Below are 22,743 nucleotides of genomic sequence, written 5' to 3' on the forward strand. Positions count from 1 at the left end.
CAGCGAGTTGCCGCCCAGAGCGAAGAAATCATCGTCCAGACCCACCCGCTCGACCCCGAGCAACTCCTCGAACACCGACGCCACCGCCCGCTCGACCCCGGTCACCGGAGCACGGAACTCCGCCACCTCGAACACCGGAGCCGGCAACGCCCTCCGATCCACCTTGCCACTCGAGGTGACCGGCAACTCCTCGAGCACCATCACCTGCGACGGCACCATGTAAGCCGGCAACCGATCCGCCGCCGCCCTGGACACCTCGACGACGTCGACCACGGCCTCGGGAGCCGCCGTCACATAACCGACCAGATGCTGACCCGACGCAGTGCTCACGACCGCCGCCACCGACTGACCCACCGACGGATGCGCCGCCAACGCAGCCTCCACCTCGCCGAGCTCGATCCGCAGACCATGCAACTTCACCTGGAAGTCCGTGCGCCCCAAGAACTCCAGCTCACCCGACGACGTCCAGCGCGCCAGGTCACCGGTCCGGTACACCCGCTCACCACCACCGAACGGATTCGCCACGAACCGCTCCGCCGTCAGATCCGGCCGCGACTCGTAGCCGCGGGCCAACTGCACACCCGCCAGGTACAACTCACCCGGCACACCCACCGGAACCGGACGCAGACGCCCGTCGAGCACGAACACCTTCGTGCCCTCGACCGGACCACCGATCGGCACCACCGCCGCATCGGTCTCGGCCGCCTCGCGGCGGGTGACCTGCATCGCCGCCTCGGTCGGACCGTAGAGGTTGTGCACCGCAGCACCGGTGACCCGCCCGAACTCCGCCGCAACAACGGCCGGCAACGGCTCGCCACCGGCGAACACCCGCAGCAACGCCGGGGTCCCCGACTCCGGCAACGCCGCCAACACCATCGGCAGCATCGACGGCACGAACTGCACCGTCGTCACCGACTGCTCCACCATCACCCGCGCCAGATACTGCGGGTCACGATGACCGTCCGCGGTCGCCAGCACCAACCGGGCACCGGCCTGCAGCGGCCAGAAGAACTCCCACACCGACGCATCGAACGTCGCCGGCGTCTTCTGCAGCACCGAATCCCGCTCGCCGAGCCCGTACTCGGCCTGCATCGACACCAACTGGTTCACCGCCGCCGCATGCGTCACCGCGACGCCCTTGGGCCGCCCGGTCGAACCCGAGGTGAACAACACGTACGCCGTGTTCTGCGGACCGAGCACCCCGACCCGATCCGCCGCGGTCACCGGCCGACTGTCGGCCAGGTCGATCCCCGCAACATCGACGACCGGGCACCCGAACACAACGTCCGAGGACAGACCGGCATCGGCGAGCACCAACAGCGGGTCAGCGGTCTCGACCACGTACCCGATCCGCTCCGCCGGCTGATCCGGATCGACCGGAACATACGCACCACCGGCACGCACCACCGCGTACATCGCGACAACCTGCTCCACCGACCGGCGCATCGCGAGCACCACCCGCGACTCGACCCCGACACCGGCCCCGATCAGATACCGAGCAACCGCATCGACCCGGGCATCGAACTGCCGGTAGGTCAAGGCCATCGACTCGTCGACGATCGCGACCGCACCCGGAGACCGCACGACCTGATCGGCAAACAACGAATCCAACGTCCCCGCCGGCACCGGCGCGTCGGAACCGTTCCACTCCCGCAGCACCAACTCCCGCTCACCGTCGCCGAGCAGATCGATGTCGCCGACCGGCAACTCGGCGTCGACCGTCACCGCACGCAGGATCCGCAACAAACCGTCGACCATGCGCTCGACGCCGGCGGCGTCGAACAGTGCAGCGGCATAGGTCAGCACACCCGACACACCGTCCGGAGCGCCCTCACCGTCGTAGCGGTCGGCGAACGCGAAGTCCAGATCGAACTTCGCCAACACCACATCGGAATCCACACCCGACACCATGAGCTCACCGAGCTCGAACTCCGGCGACTCGAGATTCTGGAACGAGATCGACACCTGGAACAGAGGCGAGTACGCCTGCGACCGAACCGGATTGAGCACCTCGACAACCCGCTCGAACGGCACGTCCGCATGACCGAACGCACCCAGGTCCGTCTCCCGGGTCCGCGCAACGACCTCGTCGAACGAGGCACCACCGTCGACCTCGGTGCGCAGCACCAACGTGTTGACGAACATGCCCACCAGGTCGTCGAGCGCGGCGTCGCCACGACCGGCCACCGGCGTTCCGACAACGATGTCACCGGTCCCCGACAACCGCGCCAACAGCACCGACACCGCCGCATGCATCACCATGAACAACGTCGCACCACTGCGCCGAGCCACCGCATCGAGCGCCGCATGCAACTCGGCGTCGATCGTGAACTCTTGCAACGCACCGAGATTCGACATCACAGCCGGACGCGGCCGAGCCGTCGGAAGCTCCAGCACATCCGGAACACCCGCCAGCGCAGCAATCCAGTAGTCCAACTGAGCCGACACCAGCGAACCCGGATCCTGCTCGGAACCGAGCACCTCACGCTGCCACAACGTGTAGTCCGCGTACTGCACCGGCAACGGCGCCCACTCCGGCAACCGCCCGGCCCGCCGAGCGGCATACGCCACCATCACATCACGCGTCAACGGAGCCACCGACCAACCATCGGCACTGATGTGATGGACCACCATCGCCAACACGTACTCGACGCCCGACTCCACCTCGTACAGACGCGCCCGCAGCGGAACCTCCGCGGTCACGTCGAACGGCGCCGAGACGAACTCCACCGCCGCACCGGCCACCGACTCCGCATCCACCGACACCGGCGTCAGATCGATCACCGCCTCACCGGCCGGCAACACCACCTGATGACCGGCACCGTCGAAGTCGACATACACCGTGCGCAACACCTCGTGCCGCGCCACCACATCGGCCACCGCAGCACCCAACGCATCGACATCGAGAACACCCGACAACCGCACCACAACCGGAATGTTGTACGCCGACGACGAGGAATCGAAACGGTTCAAGAACCACATCCGCGACTGCGCAAGCGACAGCGGAATCCGCTCCGGACGCTCCCACACCGTCAACGCGACACGCACTGCCGAGCCGCGCCGCGACCTGCATCGCGACCAGCGAGTTGCCGCCCAACTCGAAGAAGTCGTCGTCCAGGCCCACCTGTTCGAGCCCGAGCACCTCGGCGAAGGTCTCGGCGACCAGTCGTGCGGACCCGGTCTGCGGCGCCCGGTACGCGCGCGCCTCGAACACCGGAGCCGGCAACGCCTTTCGGTCCAGCTTGCCGGACGGGTTCAACGGGAACTCCGCCAGTACGACGATTGCCGACGGAACCATGTAGGTGGGCAACGACGTCGACGCGAAACCGAGCAGGTCCTCCGAGTTCACCTGCGTACCCTGCATGGGCACGACGTAGGCGACCAGGTGGTCGCCCGTCGCCGTCGAGACCACCAACACGGCCGACTGCAGGACCGCGTCGTGCGCCAGCAGTGCCGTCTCGATCTCGCCCAGTTCGATGCGCTGGCCGCGGAACTTGACCTGGAAGTCGGTGCGTCCGATGTAGCCGAGTTCCCCGTCAGCGCCCCAGAACACCAGGTCGCCGGTGCGGTACATGCGCTCGCCACCGGGGCGGAACGGATTCGCCACGAACCGGTCAGACGTGAGGTCGACCCGGCCGTAGTATCCGCGCGCCAACTGGTCGCCCGCCAGGTACAACTCACCGGGCACACCCACCGGAACGGGCCGCAGCCGCGAGTCCAGCACGAACACCTGCGAGTTCCACATCGGTCGCCCGATGGCCACCGCGGCAGAGTTGCCCTCGCCGGTCACCTCACGGTAGGTGATCGACACGGCGGCCTCGGTCGGACCGTACAGGTTGTGCAGCCTGGCCGGGCTGACTGCCGAGAACGCCCGCACCGTCTCCGCGGGCAGCGCCTCACCGATCACGTACACGTGCCGCAACGAGGCGAGTGACGCGCCGGCCGAGGACACCGTATCGGCAAACACCGTCAGCATTGACGGCACGAAGTCCGTGACAGTGACCGAGTGCTCGGCGATCTTCTCCGCGACGTAGAGCGGGTCGCGGTGGCCGTCCGGGGTCGCGACCACGAGTTGCGCACCCACCCGCAGCGGCATGAACCAACCCCACAGCGAGACGTCGAAGGTGGTCGCGGTCTTCTGCAGGTAGACGTCCGAGCCGTCGAGCAGGTACTCGCCCTGCATCCACTCCATCTGGTTGACGATCGCGCCGTGATCGACTGCGACGCCCTTGGGCTTGCCGGTCGAGCCCGACGTGAAGATCACGTAGGCGGGGTGCGTACGACGCAGCACCGTGGACCGTTCCGCGTCGAGAACCGGCGCTGCCGAGTAGCCCGACACGTCGACCGTGTCGATGCACAGGACGGCTCGGCCTCCCGGCGCCTGGAACCCGTCTCGCGCGGTGGTCAGCACGCAGGCCGGATCCGCGGTGTCCAGGATGTGACCGATCCGCTCCATCGGGTGGTCCGGGTCGATCGGCACGTAGGCGCCGCCCGCCTCGAGCACCGCGTAGATGCCGACGACCAGATCCAACGAACGTCGAACAGCCAACGCCACCAACGACTCCGGACCAACGCCCTCGTCGACGAGGAGGCGTGCCAGCCGGTTCACCCGCGCTCCGAACTCGGCGTAGGTGAGCGACTCGCCCTCGTACACCACCGCGATGTTGTCCGGGGTGGCCTCGGCCTGGCGGCGGAACCCGTCCAGGAGCAGCTGACCGGACGGCAACTCGCGGGCCGAGTCGTTCCAGTTCTCCAGCAGCACCGTTCGCTCCGCGACCTCGAGCAGCTCCACGTCCCCGACGACCGCGGTGGGATCCGCGACGAAGGCTGCGAGGATCCGCAGGAACCGGTCGCCGAACCTGCGGATCGACTGCTCGTCGAACAGGTCGGTCGCATAGTTCAGGTCCACCCGCATCCCGGTGGGCGTCCCGTCCTCCCCATGGGACTCCGACATGGTGACCTGCAGGTCGAACTTGGCAATGTCCTCGTCGAACTCCACCGCCGAGACGTCGAGCCCGTCGAGCTCGAGGCTCGACTGCGCGAGGTTCTGGAAGAACAAGGCGACCTGCACCAGCGGGTGCCGACCCTGCGAACGGACCGGGTTGAGCACCTCGACCAGCCGCTCGAACGGCAGCTCCGCGTGCCCGAATGCCCCGAGGTCGACCGAGCGGACCCGGCCCAGCAGGTCAGCGAAGGACTCGGCCGAATCGACCTCGGTCCGCAGCACCAGGGTGTTGACGAACATGCCGACCAGGTCGTCGAGCGCGGCGTCACCGCGACCCGCGACCGGCGTACCGATCGCGATGTCCGTGGTACCCGACAGCCGTGCCAACAGCACCGCCAACGCCGCGTGCACCACCATGAACGGGGTGGCGCCGTGGGCACGCGCAACCGTGCCGAGCGCGGCGTGCAGGCCGGCGTCGAGGTCCAACCCGACCGACGCGCCACGGTTGGAGGCGACGGCGGGACGCGGGCGATCGGACGGGAGATCCAACTGCGCGGGCAGACCCGCCAGCGTCTCGGTCCAGTACCCGAGCTGGCGTGCGATCAGCGAGTCGGTGTCCTGCTCCGACCCGAGCACCTCGCGCTGCCACAGGCTGTAGTCCGCGTACTGGACGGCCAGCGGTGCCCAGGACGGCGCCTCCCCCGACTTCCGTGCCGAGTAGGCAATCATCACGTCCCGCACCAACGGCCCCATCGAGAATCCGTCGGAGGCAATGTGATGCACGACGAACACCAGGACGTGGTCGGTCCCCGGGGCCGGCTCGCCGCCGTCGATGCTCATCAGCAGGGCGCGCAGCGGCACGTCGACGGTGACGTCGAACCCACCGGCGACGAATTCCGTGGCGCGGGCGAGCAGCTCGTCAGACGCGACCGCGACCGGCGTCAGGTCCACGCTGACCCGGTCGACCGGCAGGACGACCTGGAAGCCGGCGCCCTCGTGCTCGGGGTAGACCGTCCGCAGGATCTCGTGCCTGGCCAGCACGTCTCCGACCGCGGACCGCAGCGCGGCCACGTCGAGTTCGCCCGTCAGCCGGACCGCGACCGGGATGTTGTTGACGGCGCTCTCGCTGTCGAACCGGCTCAGGAACCACATCCGAGACTGCGCCAGGGACATCGGGATCCGCTCCGGTCGCCGCTGCGCGGTGAGCGCGATCCGGCCGCCGCTGCCGGCCAGCACACCCGTCGCCGCGGCGAGCGCCTCGACGGTGGATGCATCGAACACGGTCCGCACCGGCACCGCGGCGTCGAACGCAGCACCGAGCCTCGCGGCCACCTGGGTCGCGATCAGCGAGTTGCCGCCGAGCTCGAAGAAGTCGTCGTCGACGCCCACCCGGGCGATACCGAGCAGCTCCGCAAACACGCCGGCCACGATCTCCTCGACCGGGGTCGACGGCGCCCGGAACTGCTTCGCCTCGAAGACCGGCGCCGGCAGCGCCTTGCGGTCCAGCTTGCCGGAGGCGTTCAGCGGGAAGGCCTCGAGCACCACGAAGGCCGTCGGCACCATGTAGGCCGGCAGGCTCTCGCGCAACGCGGCCTTGACGTCGGCCAGGTCCACCGAGGCGCCCGCGGTGGGCACCAGGTAGCCGACCAGCGCCTCACCGGAACGGTCGTCGTGGTGCAGCGTGACGACCGACTGTGCGACGGAATCGAGGCCCACCAGGGCCGTCTCGATCTCCCCGAGCTCGATCCGCAGGCCGCGCAGCTTCACCTGGAAGTCGGTGCGTCCGAGGTAGTCGATCTCACCGTTGCCGATCCACTTCACCAGGTCCCCGGTGCGGTACATCCGGGCCCCGCCCACGAAGGGGCTGGCCACGAAACGGTCCGCGGTCAGGTCGGGCCGGCCGACGTACCCGCGGGCCAACTGGTCCCCTGCCAGGTACAGCTCGCCGGCCACCCCGATCGGAACGGGCCGCAGCCGCGCGTCCAGCACGAACACCTGGGTGTTCCACACCGGTGCGCCGATCGGCACGCCCACCCGGTCCGCCTCGGTGACCTCGTGGAAGGTCACGTCGACCGCGGCCTCGGTCGGGCCGTAGAGGTTGTGCAACCGCGCCTGCGGCGCCACCTCGCGCAGCCGGTCTGCGGTCTGGGCCGGCAGCGCCTCACCGGAGGCGAACACGCGAACCAGCGAGGACGCCGACGCGACGGCAGGTTCCGCGACGTACAGCGCCAGCATCGACGGCACGAAGTGGGCGGTGGTCACCGACTCCGCGGCAATCACTCGTGCGAGGTACGCCGGATCCCGATGGCCGTCCGGCACCGCGATCACCAGGCGCGCGCCGACCTGCAGCGGCCAGAACAGCTCCCACACCGACACGTCGAACGTGACCGGAGTCTTCTGCAGCACCGCGTCCGTGCCGCCGAGCCGGTACTCGGACTGCATCCACAGCAGGCGGTTGACGATTGCCCCGTGGCTGACGGCGACGCCCTTCGGGCGGCCGGTCGATCCCGAGGTGAAGATGACGTAGGCGGTGTTCGAGGGGGCCAGCGACGCGATGCGATCGGCGTCGACAACCGGGCGGGAACTGAAGCCGGACAGCTCGAGCGCGTCGATGTTCAGGACAGACCTGTCCCCCGGCACCTCGAATCCGTCCCGCGTCGTGGACAGGATGCACACCGGGTCCGCGGAGTCGAGGATGTGGCCGATCCGGTCGGCCGGCTGATCCGGATCGATCGGCACGTAGGCGCCACCGGCCTCGAGCACCGCGTAGATGCCCACGAGCAGGTCGAACGACCGGCGCGCGGCCAGCGCCACCAGCGACTCCGGACCGACACCGATCGAGATCAGGTGCCGGGCCAACCGGTTCGCTCGCGCCGAGAACTCGGCGTAGGTCAGCGACTCGCCGTCGAAGGTGAGCGCCGCCGCTGTCGGCGTCGCCGCGACCTGCGCCTCGAACAGGTCCACGAGGGTCTGCGGGGAGATCAGTTCGTCCGTCGCGTTCCAGTCGAACAGCACCCGCTCGCGCTCGGCGTCGCCGAGCAGCTCGATGTCGCCGACCAGCACGTCGGGAGCAGCGACCACCTCGCGCAGGATCCGCACGAACCGGTCCGCGAACGACTCGACTGTCGCCCGATCGAACAGGTCGGTGGCGTACCGCAGGGCGGCAGCCATCCCACCGGGTCGGCCACCGACCTCGACGCCCTCGGTGACGATCAGCGTCAGGTCGAACTGGGTGGTGTCGGCCTCGTAGTCGACACCACTGATGGTCAGCCCCGGCAGTTCGAGGGTGGAGTCCTCGTTGAGCTCCAACGTCATGGACGCCTGGAACAACGGCGAATGTGACTGCGAGCGAGCCGGGTTGAGTGCCTCGACCAGTCGCTCGAACGGAACCTCGGCATGCCCGAACGCGGCCAGGTCGGCCACTCGGACCTTCTGGAGCAGCTCGCCGAAGGATCCGGCCGGGTCGACCTCGGTTCGCAACACCAGGGTGTTGACGAACATCCCGACGAGGTCGTCCAGCGCGGCCTCACTGCGGCCGGCGATCGGCGTACCGACCGCGATGTCGGCACTGCCGGACAAGCGCGCGAGGAGCACCGAGTACGCGGCGTGCACGACCATGAAGGTGGTGACGCCGTACTCGCGGGCGAGTGCCTCGATGCCGGCGGCCACGTCCGGGTCGATCTCGAAGGGCAGCCGGGAGCCACGACCGGACGCCACCGCCGGTCGGGGCCGGTCCGTCGGCAACTCGAGCACGTCCGGAAGCCCCGCGAGGGTGTCCTTCCAGAACCCGATCTGCTGCGCGGCCAACGACTCCGGGTCACTCTCGGAGCCGAGTACCCGGTGCTGCCACAGCGTGAAGTCCGCGTACTGCACCGGCAGGGGCGCCCATGCCGGAGCCGCTCCGGCGGTGCGTGCCACGTAGGCCAACATGAGGTCGCGGGCCATCGGCGCCGTCGAGACGCCGTCCGCGCTGATGTGGTGGATCGCCATCACCAGCACGTGCTCGTCGGGACCGGTGTGCAGCAGCGAGCCGCGCACCGGGACCGCCGCCGTCACGTCGAAACCGGCACCGAGGATCTCGACCACCGTGGCCGGCAGATCCTGCGGGTCGATGTCCACCGGCGTCAGGTCGAGCTCGACCCGATCGGCGGGCAGGATCACCTGGACCGGCCCCTGTCCGTCGTCGGGGAACACGGTCCGCAGCGACTCGTGGCGTTCGAACACGTCGCGGACCGCGAGTCCCAACGCCTCGACGTCGAGGCGCCCGCGCAGGCTGATCGCCAACGGGATGGTGTACGCGGACGAGTCCGGATCGAACTGGTTGAGGAACCACATCCGGTTCTGTGCCAAGGACAACGGAATCCGGTCCGGTCGCGGTCCGGCCACCAGCGCCGGTGCGCCGGGTGCCGTTGCGGCCGTTTCGACCTGTGCTGCCAGCCCGGTCACCGTCGACGCCTCGAAGACCGCACGGACGCCGAGGTTGCAGCCGAGCGCCGCGTTGATCCGAGACACCAGCCGCATCGCGAGGAGCGAGTTGCCGCCGAGCGCGAAGAAGTCGTCGTCGGCGCCGATCCGGGGGGCGCCGAGCAGTTCGGCGAACACCGCGGCCACGACGGCCTCCGCCTCGGTTGCCGGCTCGCGGAACTCGGTGGTGGCCACCGCGAAGTCCGGCTCCGGCAGCGCCTTGCGGTCCACCTTGCCCGCAGAGCTGAGCGGGAACTCGTCGAGCACCACAATCCGCGTCGGCACCATGTAGGCCGGCAGGTCGGCGGCCACCGCGGCGCGCAGGTCCGCCTCGGTCGGAGCCGTGCCGGGCCGCGGGGTCACGTAGCCGACGAGGTGCTCACCGGCGCGCGCGCTGCGCACCATGGTCACGATGGCCTGCGCGACGGAGTCCGCTCGCGTCAGCACCGCCTCGATCTCGCCGAGCTCGATCCGCAGGCCACGCAGCTTCACCTGGAAATCGGTGCGGCCCAGGAACTCCAACCGTCCGTCACGATTCCAGCGCACCAGATCGCCGGTGCGGTACATCCGGTCACCCGGCTGACCGAACGGGTCGGCGACGAACCGCTCCGCGGTCAGGTCCACCCGACCGACGTATCCGCGGGCCAACTGGACACCCGACAGGTACAACTCACCCGCGGAGCCGACGGGAACTGGATGCAGGCGGGTGTCGAGCACCGTCGCGGCCGCGTTCCAGCTGGGCCCGCCGATCGGGACGGTGGTGCCCTCGCCGGCGTACCGCTCGACCGCCGGCTCGTAGAGGATGCCGACTGCGGTCTCGGTCGGACCGTAGGCATTGTCGATGGTCGTCCCGGTCGCCGCGACGAAGTCCCGCAGCACGTTCGGCGCGAGCGCCTCGCCACCGGCGAACACGACCCGCAACGAGTCCAGTCCGTCGGCCTTGCCCGCCGCGAGGAACATGCTGAGCATCGACGGGACGAACTCGGCGATCGTGATCGACTGCTCGTCGATCAACGCCGCCAGGTAGTCGGGATCACGGTGTCCGCCGGGCACGGCGAGCACCACCCGACCGCCGACCTGCAGCGCGGCAAAGCACTCCCACACCGACACGTCGAACGTGGTCGGCGCCTTCTGCACCACCCGGTCCGTCACCGTCATCTCGTACCGGTCGGTGAGCCAGGCCAGGTAGTTCACGATCGACTCGTGGCTGATTGCCACGCCCTTCGGTCGGCCGGTCGAACCCGATGTGTAGATCACGTACGCGGCGTTCTGCGGGCGCAGCGGCGATCGCCGGTCACCGTCGGTGACCCGGGCGGCCGAGTACCCGCTCAGGTCCACCTCGTCCACCACGATCTTCGTGCAGCCGGCGGGCAGGCAGCCCTGGTCCCGGCTGGTGGTCACGGTGCAGACCGGTGCCGCCGACTCGAGCACGTACCCGGTGCGCTCGGCCGGATGCTCCGGATCGATCGGCACGTACGCGCCACCGGCCTTGACGATGGCGTACATGCCGACCATCAACTCCAGCGAGCGACTCATCGCCAGGCCGACCAGCGTCTCGGGTCCGACCCCGTCGGCGATCAGCTTGCGGGCCAGTCGGTTCGCACGCTCGTCGAACTCGCGGTAGGTGAGGCTCTGTCCCTCGAACACCACGGCGATCGCGTCGGGGGTGCGCGTCACCTGTCCGTCGAACGGGTCGATCAATGTCATCGGCGCGAGATCGACCGCGGTCTCGTTCCACTCCCGCAGCACCCGTTCGCGCTCGTCGGCCGCCAGGATCTCGACGTCACCGACCGCAACGGCCGGGTTCGTCACGGACGCCTCGAGTATCCGCACGAAGCGCGCGGCGAACCCGGCGACGGTGGACTCGTCGAAGAGGTCGGACGCGTACGTGAAGCACGCCTCGAATCCGTTCGGTTCGCCGGTTGCGGTGAACGCCTCGGCGAGGATGAGGTCCAAGTCGAACTGGGTGACCGCGACATCGGATTCGAGCAGGCCGACGGTCAGGCCCGGCAACTCCAGGTCACTGCGCTCGAGGTTCTGCAGCGTCAGAGACGCCTGGAACAGCGGTGAGTGCGACTGCGACCGGATCGGGGCGAGCGCCTCGACCAGCCGCTCGAACGGCACGTCGGCATGACCGAACGCGGCCACGTCGCGGTCGCGGACTCGACGGAACAGCTCGACAAAGGTGTCCGCGGGGTCCACCTCGGTGCGCAGCACCAGGGTGTTGACGAACATGCCGACCATGTCGTCGAGTCCGGCCTCCCCTCGGCCCGCGATGGGTGTGCCGACCGCGATGTCACCGCTGCCGGACAGGCGCGCGAGCAGCACCGCGAAGGCTGCGTGCACGACCATGAACTGCGTCACGCCGTGCTCGCGGGCGATCCGGCCCATGCCGGCGTGCAGTTCTGTTCCGATCTCGAAGGACAGCTTCGCCCCACGGCTGCTCCCGACGGCCGGGCGGGGACGGTCGGTGGGCAGTTCCAACAGGTCCGGCAGATTCGCCAGGGCACCGCGCCAGTAGTCCAGCTGGGTGGTGATCAGCGAGTCCGCGTCGTCCTCGGACCCGAGCAGTCCACGCTGCCAGATCGCGAAGTCCGCGTACTGCACCGGGAGCGGGGCCCAACCCGGGCCCGCCTGCCCAGCGTTGCGCGCCGCGTAGGCCACCATCACGTCGCGGGTCAGCGGCGCGATCGACCAGCCGTCGGCGCTGATGTGATGAACGGAGAGGACGAGCACGTAGTCCCGTTCGCTCGTCGCGTACAGCGCGGCACGCAGCGGCACCTCGCCGGCCACGTCGAACGGCGCCGACATCATCGCGAACACCCGGTCGTGGATCTCGTCCTCGGCGACGACCACCGGGGTCAGGTCCGGGACCACCTGCGCGGTCGGCACGATCACCTGCTGCGGGACCCCGTCGACCTCGGGGAACACGGTGCGCAGCGACTCGTGACGCTCGAGCACGTCCACGACCGCGGCCTGCAGGGCCACCGTGTCGAGGTCGCCGGTGAGCCTGATCGCGACAGGAATGTTGTACGCCGCAGAATCCGGATCCATCCGGTTGAGGAACCACATCCGTTGCTGCGCAAGTGAGAGCGGCAGGACGTCCGGGCGCGGCTGCGCCTCCAACGCGGCCCGGCCACCGAGGCCGACCCGCTGTTCCAGTGCCGCCGCCAGATCCCGCACCGTCGAGGCCTCGAACAGCGCGATCACCGGCACGGTGGTGTCGAGTGCGGCACCGAGACGTGCGGTCACCTGGGTGGCGATCAGCGAGTTGCCGCCCAGGGCGAAGAAGTCGTCGTCCAGGCCGATCCGCTCGAGCCCGAGCACGTCGGCGAACACGCCCGCGACGACCTCCTCGGCCGGAGTGGTCGGCGCCCGGAACTCCCGAGCGGCGAACACCGGCTCCGGCAGCGCCTTTCGATCCAGTTTGCCCACCGGCGTGAGCGGGATCTCGTCGAGCACCATGATCGATGCGGGCACCATGTACGCGGTCAGCGACCGCGCCACGAACTCCGTCAGCTGCGCCGGGTCGACGGTGCGTCCGGCGGCCGGCAACACGTACGACACCAGCGAGGTGGCACCCGCGGAGCTGGTGTGCCCCATCGTCGCGGCGAACTCCACGTCCTCGTGCGCCAACAGAGCCGAATCGATCTCCCCGAGTTCGATGCGGAAACCGCGCACCTTCACCTGGAAGTCGCTGCGGCCGACGTACTCGATCACCAGCCCGTCTGCGCCGGGGACCCACCGCACGACGTCTCCGGTCCGGTACATCCGCTCGCCCGCGGTGCCAGATGTCGCGGCGACAAACCGGTCCGCGGTCAGCCCCGCACGATGGTGGTAGCCCAGCGCCACACCGGGGCCCGCCAGGTACAGCTCACCCGCGACCCCCACCGGAACCGGGCGCAACCGCACGTCGAGCACCCGCGCGGCAACCCCGCGCAGGGGCACACCGATCGGCATGGTCCCACCCGGCACCAGCGGATCGCTGCTGGTGACGATGATCGTCGTCTCGGTCGGGCCGTACACGTTGAAGAACCGGCGGCCCCTCGCCCACCGCGACATCAGGTCAGGCGTGTATGCCTCGCCACCGACCATGACCGACTCCAGGTCCGGTAGCTGCTCGGGATCGAGCGATGCCAGCGCCGCCGGGGTGATGAAGGCGTGGCTCACCCGCTCCTCACGCAGCAACCGGGTCAATTCGTCGCCGCCGTACACCGACGGCGGAACGATCACCATGGTTGCCCCGGCCCCGATCGCCAGCAGCAGCTCGAGCATCGACGCGTCGAAGCTCGGCGAGGCAAAGTGCAGGGTCTTCGACTCGGGGGTGATCCGGAACCGGTCACGCTGCTCAGCCGACAGGTTCGACAGCCCGCCGTGGCTCACCGAGACACCCTTCGGCGTGCCCGTCGACCCGGACGTGTAGATCACGTATGCCGTGTTCTCCGGCCGCAACGTGCCGACCAGCTCGGCCTCGTCGACGGGGGCAGAGGACATCGACGCGCAGTGCAGCTCGAGCTCGGGCGAGTCGATGACGAGCCACTGCACCGATGCGGGCAGTGCCTCCACCGAACCGGCGATGGTCAGACCGAAACGAGCTCCCGAATCGGACACCATGTGCGCAATCCGGTCCGCCGGGTAGTTCGGGTCGACGGGAACGAATGCCGCACCCGTCTTGGCGACGGCCCACACCGCGAGCACCGACTCGATCGACCGCGGAATGCCAAGGGCGACAAACGCGCCCGGACCCACGCCCGAACCGATCATCACCCGAGCCAGGCGCGACGACCACTCGTCGATCTGCCGATACGTCAGCTGCCGACCGTCGAACCGGACGGCGATGCCGTCGGGGTTCGACGCGGAGGCCTCCGCGAGGAGCTCGGGCAGCGGCACGATCGGGTCCGCGGCCGCAGCCTGACGAACGGCGAGGTCCGACCGCTCGACCGCCGACATGATCTCGATGTCGCCGACCGGGGTGGCGGGCTCGACCAGGATCACATCAAGAATCCGGACGAAGCGCTGTGCGAACACAGACACCGTCGGTTCGTCGAAAAGATCTGTTGCATAGGTGAACTCGGCACGCATCGGACCTTCGGCCGCACCTGCCGGCTGCAGCGTCAGCTGCAGGTCGAACTTGGAGCTGTCGAGGTTCGCGTCCTCGGTGGAGACCGTCAGCCCGGGGAGTTCGATCGAGGCCGCGGCAGTGCTCTGGAACGCCAGCGCAACCTGGAACAACGGGTGACGCGCCGTGGAGCGGTCCGGATTCAGTGCCTGCACGAGCCGCTCGAACGGCACGTCGGCATGCCCGAAGGCGGCGAGGTCGCGCTCGCGCACCTGCGCCAGCAATGCCTCGAACGAGGCCGCCCCGTCGACCTCGGTCCGCAGCACGAGGGTGTTGACGAACATGCCGATCATGTCGTCGAGCTCCTGCTCGCCACGGCCGGCGATCGGCGTGCCGACCGCGATGTCGGTGGTCCTGCTCAGCCGCGAAAGCAGCACGGTCAGCGCCGCGTGCATCACCATGAACAGCGTGACGCCGCGTGCCTGCGCGAACTCGACCAGCGCACCGTAGGTGCCCGCCGGAACGTCGAACTCGAACCGCGCGCCGCCGAACGTCTGCACTGCGGGCCGGGAACGATCCGCAGGCAGGTCGAGCTTGTCGGGCATCCCCGCCAACACGTCCTGCCAGTGCGTGAGCTGACGGGAGAGCAGGCTCGACGCGTCGTCCTCGGACCCGAGCACCTCGCGCTGCCACAGGCTGTAGTCCGCGTACTGGACCGCCAGCGGCGCCCAGGTCGGCGCCGCGCCGGCGACACGTGCGGTGTAGGCCACCACGATGTCCCGGGCCAGCGGCCCCATCGAGAAGCCGTCGGCGCTGATGTGGTGCACGACCACGACGAGCACGTGCTCGGTTTCGCTCAGCTCGAACAGCTGCACCCGCACCGGCACGGTCGTGGTGACGTCGAAGCCGGTGCCCACCGCCTCGGTGACCCGCGCCGCCAGCACCCGCTCGTCGACCCGGACCGGGGTCAGGTCGAGCGTCGTCTCCGACACCGGCACGACCCGCTGAACCGGACCGTCGGACGCGGCCGGGTACACCGTCCGCAGCACCTCGTGGCGGGCCAGCACGTCGAGCACCGCGGCCTCGAGCGCCGCGACGTCGAGTCGCCCGGACAGCCGGATGCCGCCGGGGATGTTGTATGCCGCCGACTCGGGTGCCATCCGGTTGAGCACCCACATCCGCTGCTGCGCAAGCGAGAGCGGAACCTGCTCCGGACGCTCACCTGCGACCAGGGCGATCCGGTCGCCGCCGCCGACATGCGCCTGCACCCGCACGGCCAGTTCGCCGACGGTCGGCGCCTCGAACAGCCAGGCCACCGGAATCTGGGTCTCGCGCGCCGCACCCACGCGGGCCGCGACCTGGGTGGCGACCAGGGAGTTGCCGCCGAGCGCGAAGAAGTCGTCGTCGAGGCCGACTGTCTCGACGCCGAGGACGTCGCCGAAGACCTGGGCGACCAGTCGCTCGACGTCCGTGGTCGGCGCCCGGAACTCGGCCGCCTCGAACTCGGGATCCGGCAGCGCCTTCCGGTCGAGCTTGCCGTTGATGTTCAGCGGCAGCGCCTCGAGGACCACGAAGGCCGCGGGCACCATGTAGCTCGGCAGCGCCTCCGCCGCGTCGGCCTTGAGCCGCGCCACGTCGAGGTCCGCGCCGGCCGCGGGCACCAGGTAGGCGACCAGACGGCCGCCGGTGCGCTCGTCGGACTTGGCGGTGACAACCGCCGCCGCGACGGACTCGTCGCGCATCAGCGCCGACTCGATCTCGCCGAGCTCGATCCGGAAGCCACGCACCTTGACCTGGAAGTCGCTGCGCTCCAGGTACTCGAGCTCACCGGTCGGCAGCCAGGTGACCAGGTCACCGGTGCGGTACATGCGCTCCCCCGTGGCGCCGAACGGATCGGCGACGAACCGGTCCGCGGTCAGGTCCGGGCGGGCGTGGTAGCCGCGGGCCAACTGGGCGCCGGCCAGGTAGAGCTCGCCGCCGACGCCGGCGGGCACCGGGTTCAGGCGGGTGTCGAGGACGTAGACACGGGTGTTCCACTCCGGCACACCGATCGGCACCGAACCGGTGTCGCCGTCGAGCACCTCGTGCACCGTCACCGACACCGCGGCCTCGGTCGGGCCGTACAGGTTGAACATCGCTGCTGCGTTGGTGCCGCGGAAGGTCTGCGCGGTGGCGGCGGGCAGTGCCTCACCGATCGCGAGCACCCGACGCAGCGAATCCGACAGCGCGCCACCGGCGGCCGCGACCATCAGCATCGACACCGTCGACGGCACCGCGTGCAGCGTGGTCACGGCCTGACTGCGGAGCAGGTCGAGCAGGTAGTCCGGGTCCTGGTGGCCGCCGGGCTTGGCGATCACCATTCGGCCGCCGGAGACCAGGGCCGACCAGAACTCCCACACCGACAGGTCGAAGGTCGCGGCGGTCTTGAGCAGCACCGAGTCCGAGCCGTCGAGCGCGAACTTCTCGGTCATCCAGAGCAGCTGGTTGACGATGGCCGAGTGGCTCACCGCCACGCCCTTGGGCCGACCGGTGGAACCGGACGTGAAGATCACGTACGCCGGGTGCTCGGGACGCAGCGGCCGGGTCCGCTCGGCGTCCGTCACCGGCGCCTCGGAGTAACCCGACAGCTCCATCTCGTCCAGCAGGAGGACAGAGCTGTCCCCTGCTCCCTCGAATCCGTCTCGCGCGGTGGACAGTACGCACGCCACCGCCGCGGTCTCGAGGATGTGGCCGATCCGCTCGGCCGGGTGATCCGGATCCACCGGCACGTACGCGCCGCCGGCCTGGGTCACCGCGTACATGCCGACGACCAGGTCGACCGAGCGACGCATCGCCAACGCGACCAACGACTCAGGTCCGACGCCCTCCGCGATCAGCCGGCGGGCCAGCCGATTGACCCGGGCGTCGAACTCGCGGTAGCTCAGCTCGGTGCCCTCGAACCACAGCGCCGGGGCGTCCGGGCCGGCGGCCACCTGCGCGTTGACCAGGTCCGAGAGGGTGACGTCCGCGACCTCGGCCGCCGTGTCGTTCCAGCCCGACAGCACGAGCTGACGCTCGGCCGGGTCGAGGAAGTCGAGGTCGCCGACCGTCTCGGCCGGGTTCGCGACCGCGGCCGCGATGATCCGCACGAAACGCTCCGCGAAGCGCTCCACCGTGGACTGGTCGAACAGGTCCGTGGCGTAGTGGAACATCGCGTCGAATCCGGCGGGAGTTCCGTCGGCGTCGAAACGTTCGGTGAGGAACAGCTGCAGGTCGAACTGCGTGATGTGGGTGTCGATCTCGAACGGGGCCACCGTGAGTCCGGGCAGCTCCACGCTGCTCTGGGCCAGGTTCTGGAACGAGAAACCCACCTGGAACAGCGGGTGCCGGGCCGTCGAACGGGTCGGGTTGAGCACCTCGACGAGTCGCTCGAAGGGGACGTCGGCGTGGCCGAAGGCCGCCAGGTCCGACTCGCGCACCGCCGCAAGGAGATCCGCGAACGACTTGGATCCGTCGACATGGGTGCGGAAGACCAGCGTGTTGACGAACATTCCGATCAGGTCGTCCATCGCGGCCTCGCCGCGGCCCGCGATCGGCGTACCGACTGCGATGTCGTCGGTGCCGGACAGCCGGGCCAGCAGCACCGTCAGCGCGGTGTGCGCGGCCATGAACAGGGTCGCCCCCTGCTCGCGGGCCAGCGCGCCCAGCCCGCGATGCAGGTCGGCGCCGATCTCGAACGCGACCCGCCCGCCCTGCTGGGAGCGGGTCGCCGTCCGTGGGCGGTCACCGGGCAGGTCCAGCTGGTCGGGCAGCCCGGCCAGCGTAGTGCGCCAGAAGTCGAGCTGCTGACCCGCGACCGACGTGACGTCGTCCTCGGAGCCGAGCACCTCGCGCTGCCAGATCGCGTAGTCGGCGTACTGCACCGGCAGTTCGGTCCAGCCGGGGGTCTGGCCCTGCGTCCGCGCCGCGTAGGCGGTCATGATGTCCCGCCCGAACGGGGCCATCGACGCACCGTCTGCGGCGATGTGGTGCACCACAGACCCGAGCACGTACTCGGAGTCTCCGCCGTCGACCGCGAACAGCACGACCCGCACCGGGACCTCGGCGGTGACGTCGAATGCCGTGGTGGCCAGCTCGAACAGCCGCTGCGGCAGCTCGTCCGCACTCACCCGCACCGGAGTCAGGTCGACCACGGACGCGACGGGCTCGATCACCTGGACCGGGCCGTCCTCGGTCTCCGGGTAGCGGGTGCGCAGCGACTCGTGCCGGGCGAACACGTCGCCCAGCGCGGCCGCCATCGCGGCCACGTCGAGGTCGCCGGTCAACCGGATCGCCATCGGGATGTTGTACGCCGAGGAGGCGGTGTCGAAGCGGTTGAGGAACCACATCCGCTGCTGCGCCATCGACAGCGGCACCCGCTCCGGCCGCTGCTGGGCGACCAGCGCGGCGCGGCCGCCGGAACCGGCAAGTTCGGCGACACGGGCGGCGAGCGCCTCGACCGTCGAGGCCTCGAAGAGAACCCGGACCGGAACCCGGGTGTCCAGTGCGGCGCCCACCTGCGAGATCACCTGTGCGGCAACCAGGGAGTTGCCGCCCAGCTCGAAGAAGTCGTCGTCCAGACCGACCCGGCCCACCCCGAGGACACCGGCGAAGACACCCGCGACGATCTCCTGCACCGGATTCGTCGGCGCCCGGAACTCCCGTGCCTCGAACACCGGCGCCGGCAACGCCTTCCGATCCAACTTCCCGGAGGAGTTCAACGGGAACGCCTCGAGCACCACCAACGCCGACGGCACCATGTACGACGGCAACGACCGAGCCGCGAACTCCTTGAGCCCGTCCACCTCGACCGAGGCGCCCTGCACGGGCACCACATACGCCACCAGGTGATCACCCGTCGCCGTCGGCACCACCAGGACCGCCGACTGCAGCACCGACTCGTGCGCCAGCAGGGCCGTCTCGATCTCACCGAGCTCGATCCGCTGACCACGGAACTTCACCTGGAAGTCCGTGCGACCGATGTAGTCGATCTCGCCGTCGGCCCGCCACGTCACCAGGTCACCGGTCCGGTACATCCGGGAACCGTTGTCGCCGAACGGGTTCGCCACGAACCGGTCGGACGTCAGGTCCACCCGACCGTAGTAACCCCGCGCCAACTGCACGCCGCCCAGGTACAGCTCGCCCGGCACACCCACCGGCACCGGCCGCAACCGGCCGTCGAGCACGAACACCTGCGAGTTCCACTCCGGCCGGCCGATCGAGACCGCCCCGCCGACCGCGGTGTCGGTGACGTCGGCGTACGTGATCGACACCGCCGCCTCCGTCGGCCCGTACAGGTTGTGCACCCCGGCACCGGAGACCAACGCGAAGTCGCGGACCGTCTCCGCCGGCAACGCCTCGCCGATCACGAACACGTACCGCAGCGACGACAGATCCTCACGGGCAACGGCGCCCGCGAACACCGTCAGCATCGACGGCACGAAGTCCGTGACCGTCACACCCCGCGCCCGGATGGTCTCCGCGACGTACGCAGGGTCCCGGTGTCCGTCCGGCGTCGCGACGACCAACGTCGCACCCGCGCGCAGCGGCATGAAGAAGCCCCACAGCGACACGTCGAACGTCGTCGCCGTCTTCTGCAGGTACACATCCGACGCGCCGAGCGGGTACTCCGCGAGCATCCACGCGATCTGGTTGGCGATCGCCCGGTGGCTGACCGCCACACCCTTCGGCTTGCCCGTCGAACCGGAGGTGAAGATGACGTACGCCGGATGATCCGGCGACAGCCGCGCGACCCGGTCGGCGTCGGTGACCGTCGCCGCCGAGAAACCCGACACGTCGACCGTGTCGATCCGCAGGACAGACCGCTCCCCCGGAACCTCGATACCGTCCCGCGAGACGGTCAGCACACACGCCGGATCGGCGGTGTCGAGAATGTGCCCGATCCGCTCCGCCGGATGGTCCGGGTCCACCGGCACGTACGCGCCACCGGCCTTGACCACCGCATAGATGCCGACGACCAGGTCCAGCGAGCGACGGATCGCCAACGCCACCAGCGACTCCGGGCCCACACCCTCCGCGATCAGCAACCGCGCCAACCGGTTGACCCGGGCGTCGAACTGCGCGTACGTCAGTTCCGCGCCCTCGTACACCAGCGCCGTCGCGTCCGGGGTCGCCGCGACCTGCGCGTCGAACGCGTCGAGCAGCAGGTCCCCCGACTCGACCACGTGGTCCGAGTCGTTCCACCCGGCCAGCACCAGCGCCCGCTCGTCGTCGCCGAGCAACTCGACGTCTCCGACCGCGACCGCGGGATCGGCCGAGACCGCCCGCAGCACCCGGGTGAACCGCTCACCGAACATCACCGCGGTGGCCTCGTCGAACAGGTCCCGCGCGTAGGTCAGTTCCACGGCCATCCCGGCGGGTGCGCCCGACTCGTCGACGCTCTCGGTCAGGGTGACCTGCAGGTCGAACTTCGCGATCGCGGCGTCGAAGTCGACACCGGACACCGAAAGCCCGCCCAACTCGAGGGTGGGCTGGGTGTGGTTCTGGAAGAACAACGCCACCTGGAACAACGGGTGGCGCCCCTGCGAACGGGCCGGGTTGAGCACCTCGACCAGCCGCTCGAACGGCACGTCCGCGTGCCCGAACGCCCCGAGGTCCGTCTCCCGGACCCCGCCGAGCAGTTCGGCGAACGACGCCGCCGGGTCCACTTCGGTGCGCAGCACCAGGGTGTTGACGAACATGCCGACCAGGTCGTCGAGCGCGGCCTCGCCGCGGCCGGCAATCGGGGTGCCGATCGCGATGTCGCCGCTTCCCGACAGCCGGGCCAGCAGCACCGCCAGCGCCGCGTGCACGACCATGAACAGCGACGAGTTGTTGCCGCGTGCCGTGTCCGACAGCGCCGCATGCAGATCCGCGTCCACCGCGAACTCGACCGTGCCGCCCACGTTGGACGCCACCGCCGGCCGCGGCCGGTCGCTCGGCAGGTCCAGCTGCGCGGGAATGCCGTCCAGTTCCGACTTCCAGTACTCGAGCTGGCCGGCGATCAGCGACTCCGGATCGTCCTCCGACCCGAGCACCTCCCGCTGCCACAGGCTGTAGTCCGCGTACTGCACCGCCAGCGGCGCCCAACCGGGCGCCTCGCCGGCCGAACGGGCCGCGTAGGCGATCATCACGTCGCGGGTCAGCGGGCCCATCGAGAACCCGTCGGCGGCGATGTGGTGGATCACCAGCACCAGCACGTGCTCGGTCTCGCCGACCTGGAACAGCGTCGTGCGCACCGGCACCTGCGCGGTGACGTCGAACCCGACCGTCGCGAACTCGGTCACCCGCGCGAGGAGCTCGTCGGCACCGACGGCCACCGGCGTCAGGTCCGGAACCACCTCGCCGGCGGGCAGGATCACCTGCACCCCGGCGCCCTCGTGCTCGGGGTAGACGGTCCGCATGATCTCGTGCCGGGCAACGACATCGGCGATCGCGGCCTGCAGGGCCGGCACGTCCAGCGCGCCCGAAAGCCGGATCGCGGCGGGGATGTTGTTCACCGCGGACTCGGAGTCGAACCGGCTCAGGAACCACATCCGCTGCTGCGCCAGCGACAACGGAATCGACTCCGGGCGCTCCTGCGCGACCAGCGCCTTTCGCCCACCCTGCCCGGCGTGCTGCTCGACTGCCACCGCCAACGCCGCAACCGACGGCGACTCGAACAACGTCCGCACCTGCACCGTCGTGTCCAGGGCCGCACCGAGTCGCGCCGTCACCTGCGTCGCGATCAGCGAGTTGCCGCCCAGCTCGAAGAAGTCGTCGTCCGCACCAACCCGCTCCACCCCGAGCAGATCCGCGAACACCGCGGCCACGATCTCCTCGACCGGGCCCGACGGCGCCCGGAACACCTTCGCCTCGAACACCGGCGCCGGCAGCGCCTTCCGGTCGAGCTTGCCACTGGCGTTGAGCGGGAACTCGTCGAGCACCACGAACGCCGACGGCACCATGTACGCCGGCAAGGCCGCGGTCAGTGCCGCCTTCACCGCACCGTGGTCGATCGCCGAGCCCGCCGACGGCACCAGGTAGGCCACCAACGCCTCACCCGTCCGCGTGTCGTGGTGCAACGTCACCACCGACTGCGCGACCTCCGGCAACGCCAGCATGGCGGTCTCGATCTCGCCGAGTTCGATCCGCAGACCACGCAACTTCACCTGGAAGTCCGTCCGACCGATGTAATCCAGCTCACCAGAGTCGTTCCAGAACACCAGATCACCAGTCCGGTACATCCGCTCACCGGACACCCCGAACGGGCTCGCCA

General features: G+C 69.7%; 1 protein-coding gene and 1 pseudogene. Both read right to left on the reverse strand.

Annotated features, from left to right (window positions below; all coding sequences use genetic code 11):
* Window positions 1-2,982, reverse strand: a 2,982-nt coding sequence (locus AC1DWC_RS24330; RefSeq protein WP_477912182.1) for a non-ribosomal peptide synthetase, incomplete at its 3' end; no start/stop codon positions are given.
* Between the two features lie 109 nt (window positions 2,983-3,091).
* Window positions 3,092-22,726: pseudogene (locus tag AC1DWC_RS24335) on the reverse strand (non-ribosomal peptide synthase/polyketide synthase); the annotation flags it as partial.
* Window positions 22,727-22,743: the final 17 nt, after the last annotated feature.

It is taken from the genome of Rhodococcus sp. P4_C10 (assembly GCF_056402135.1).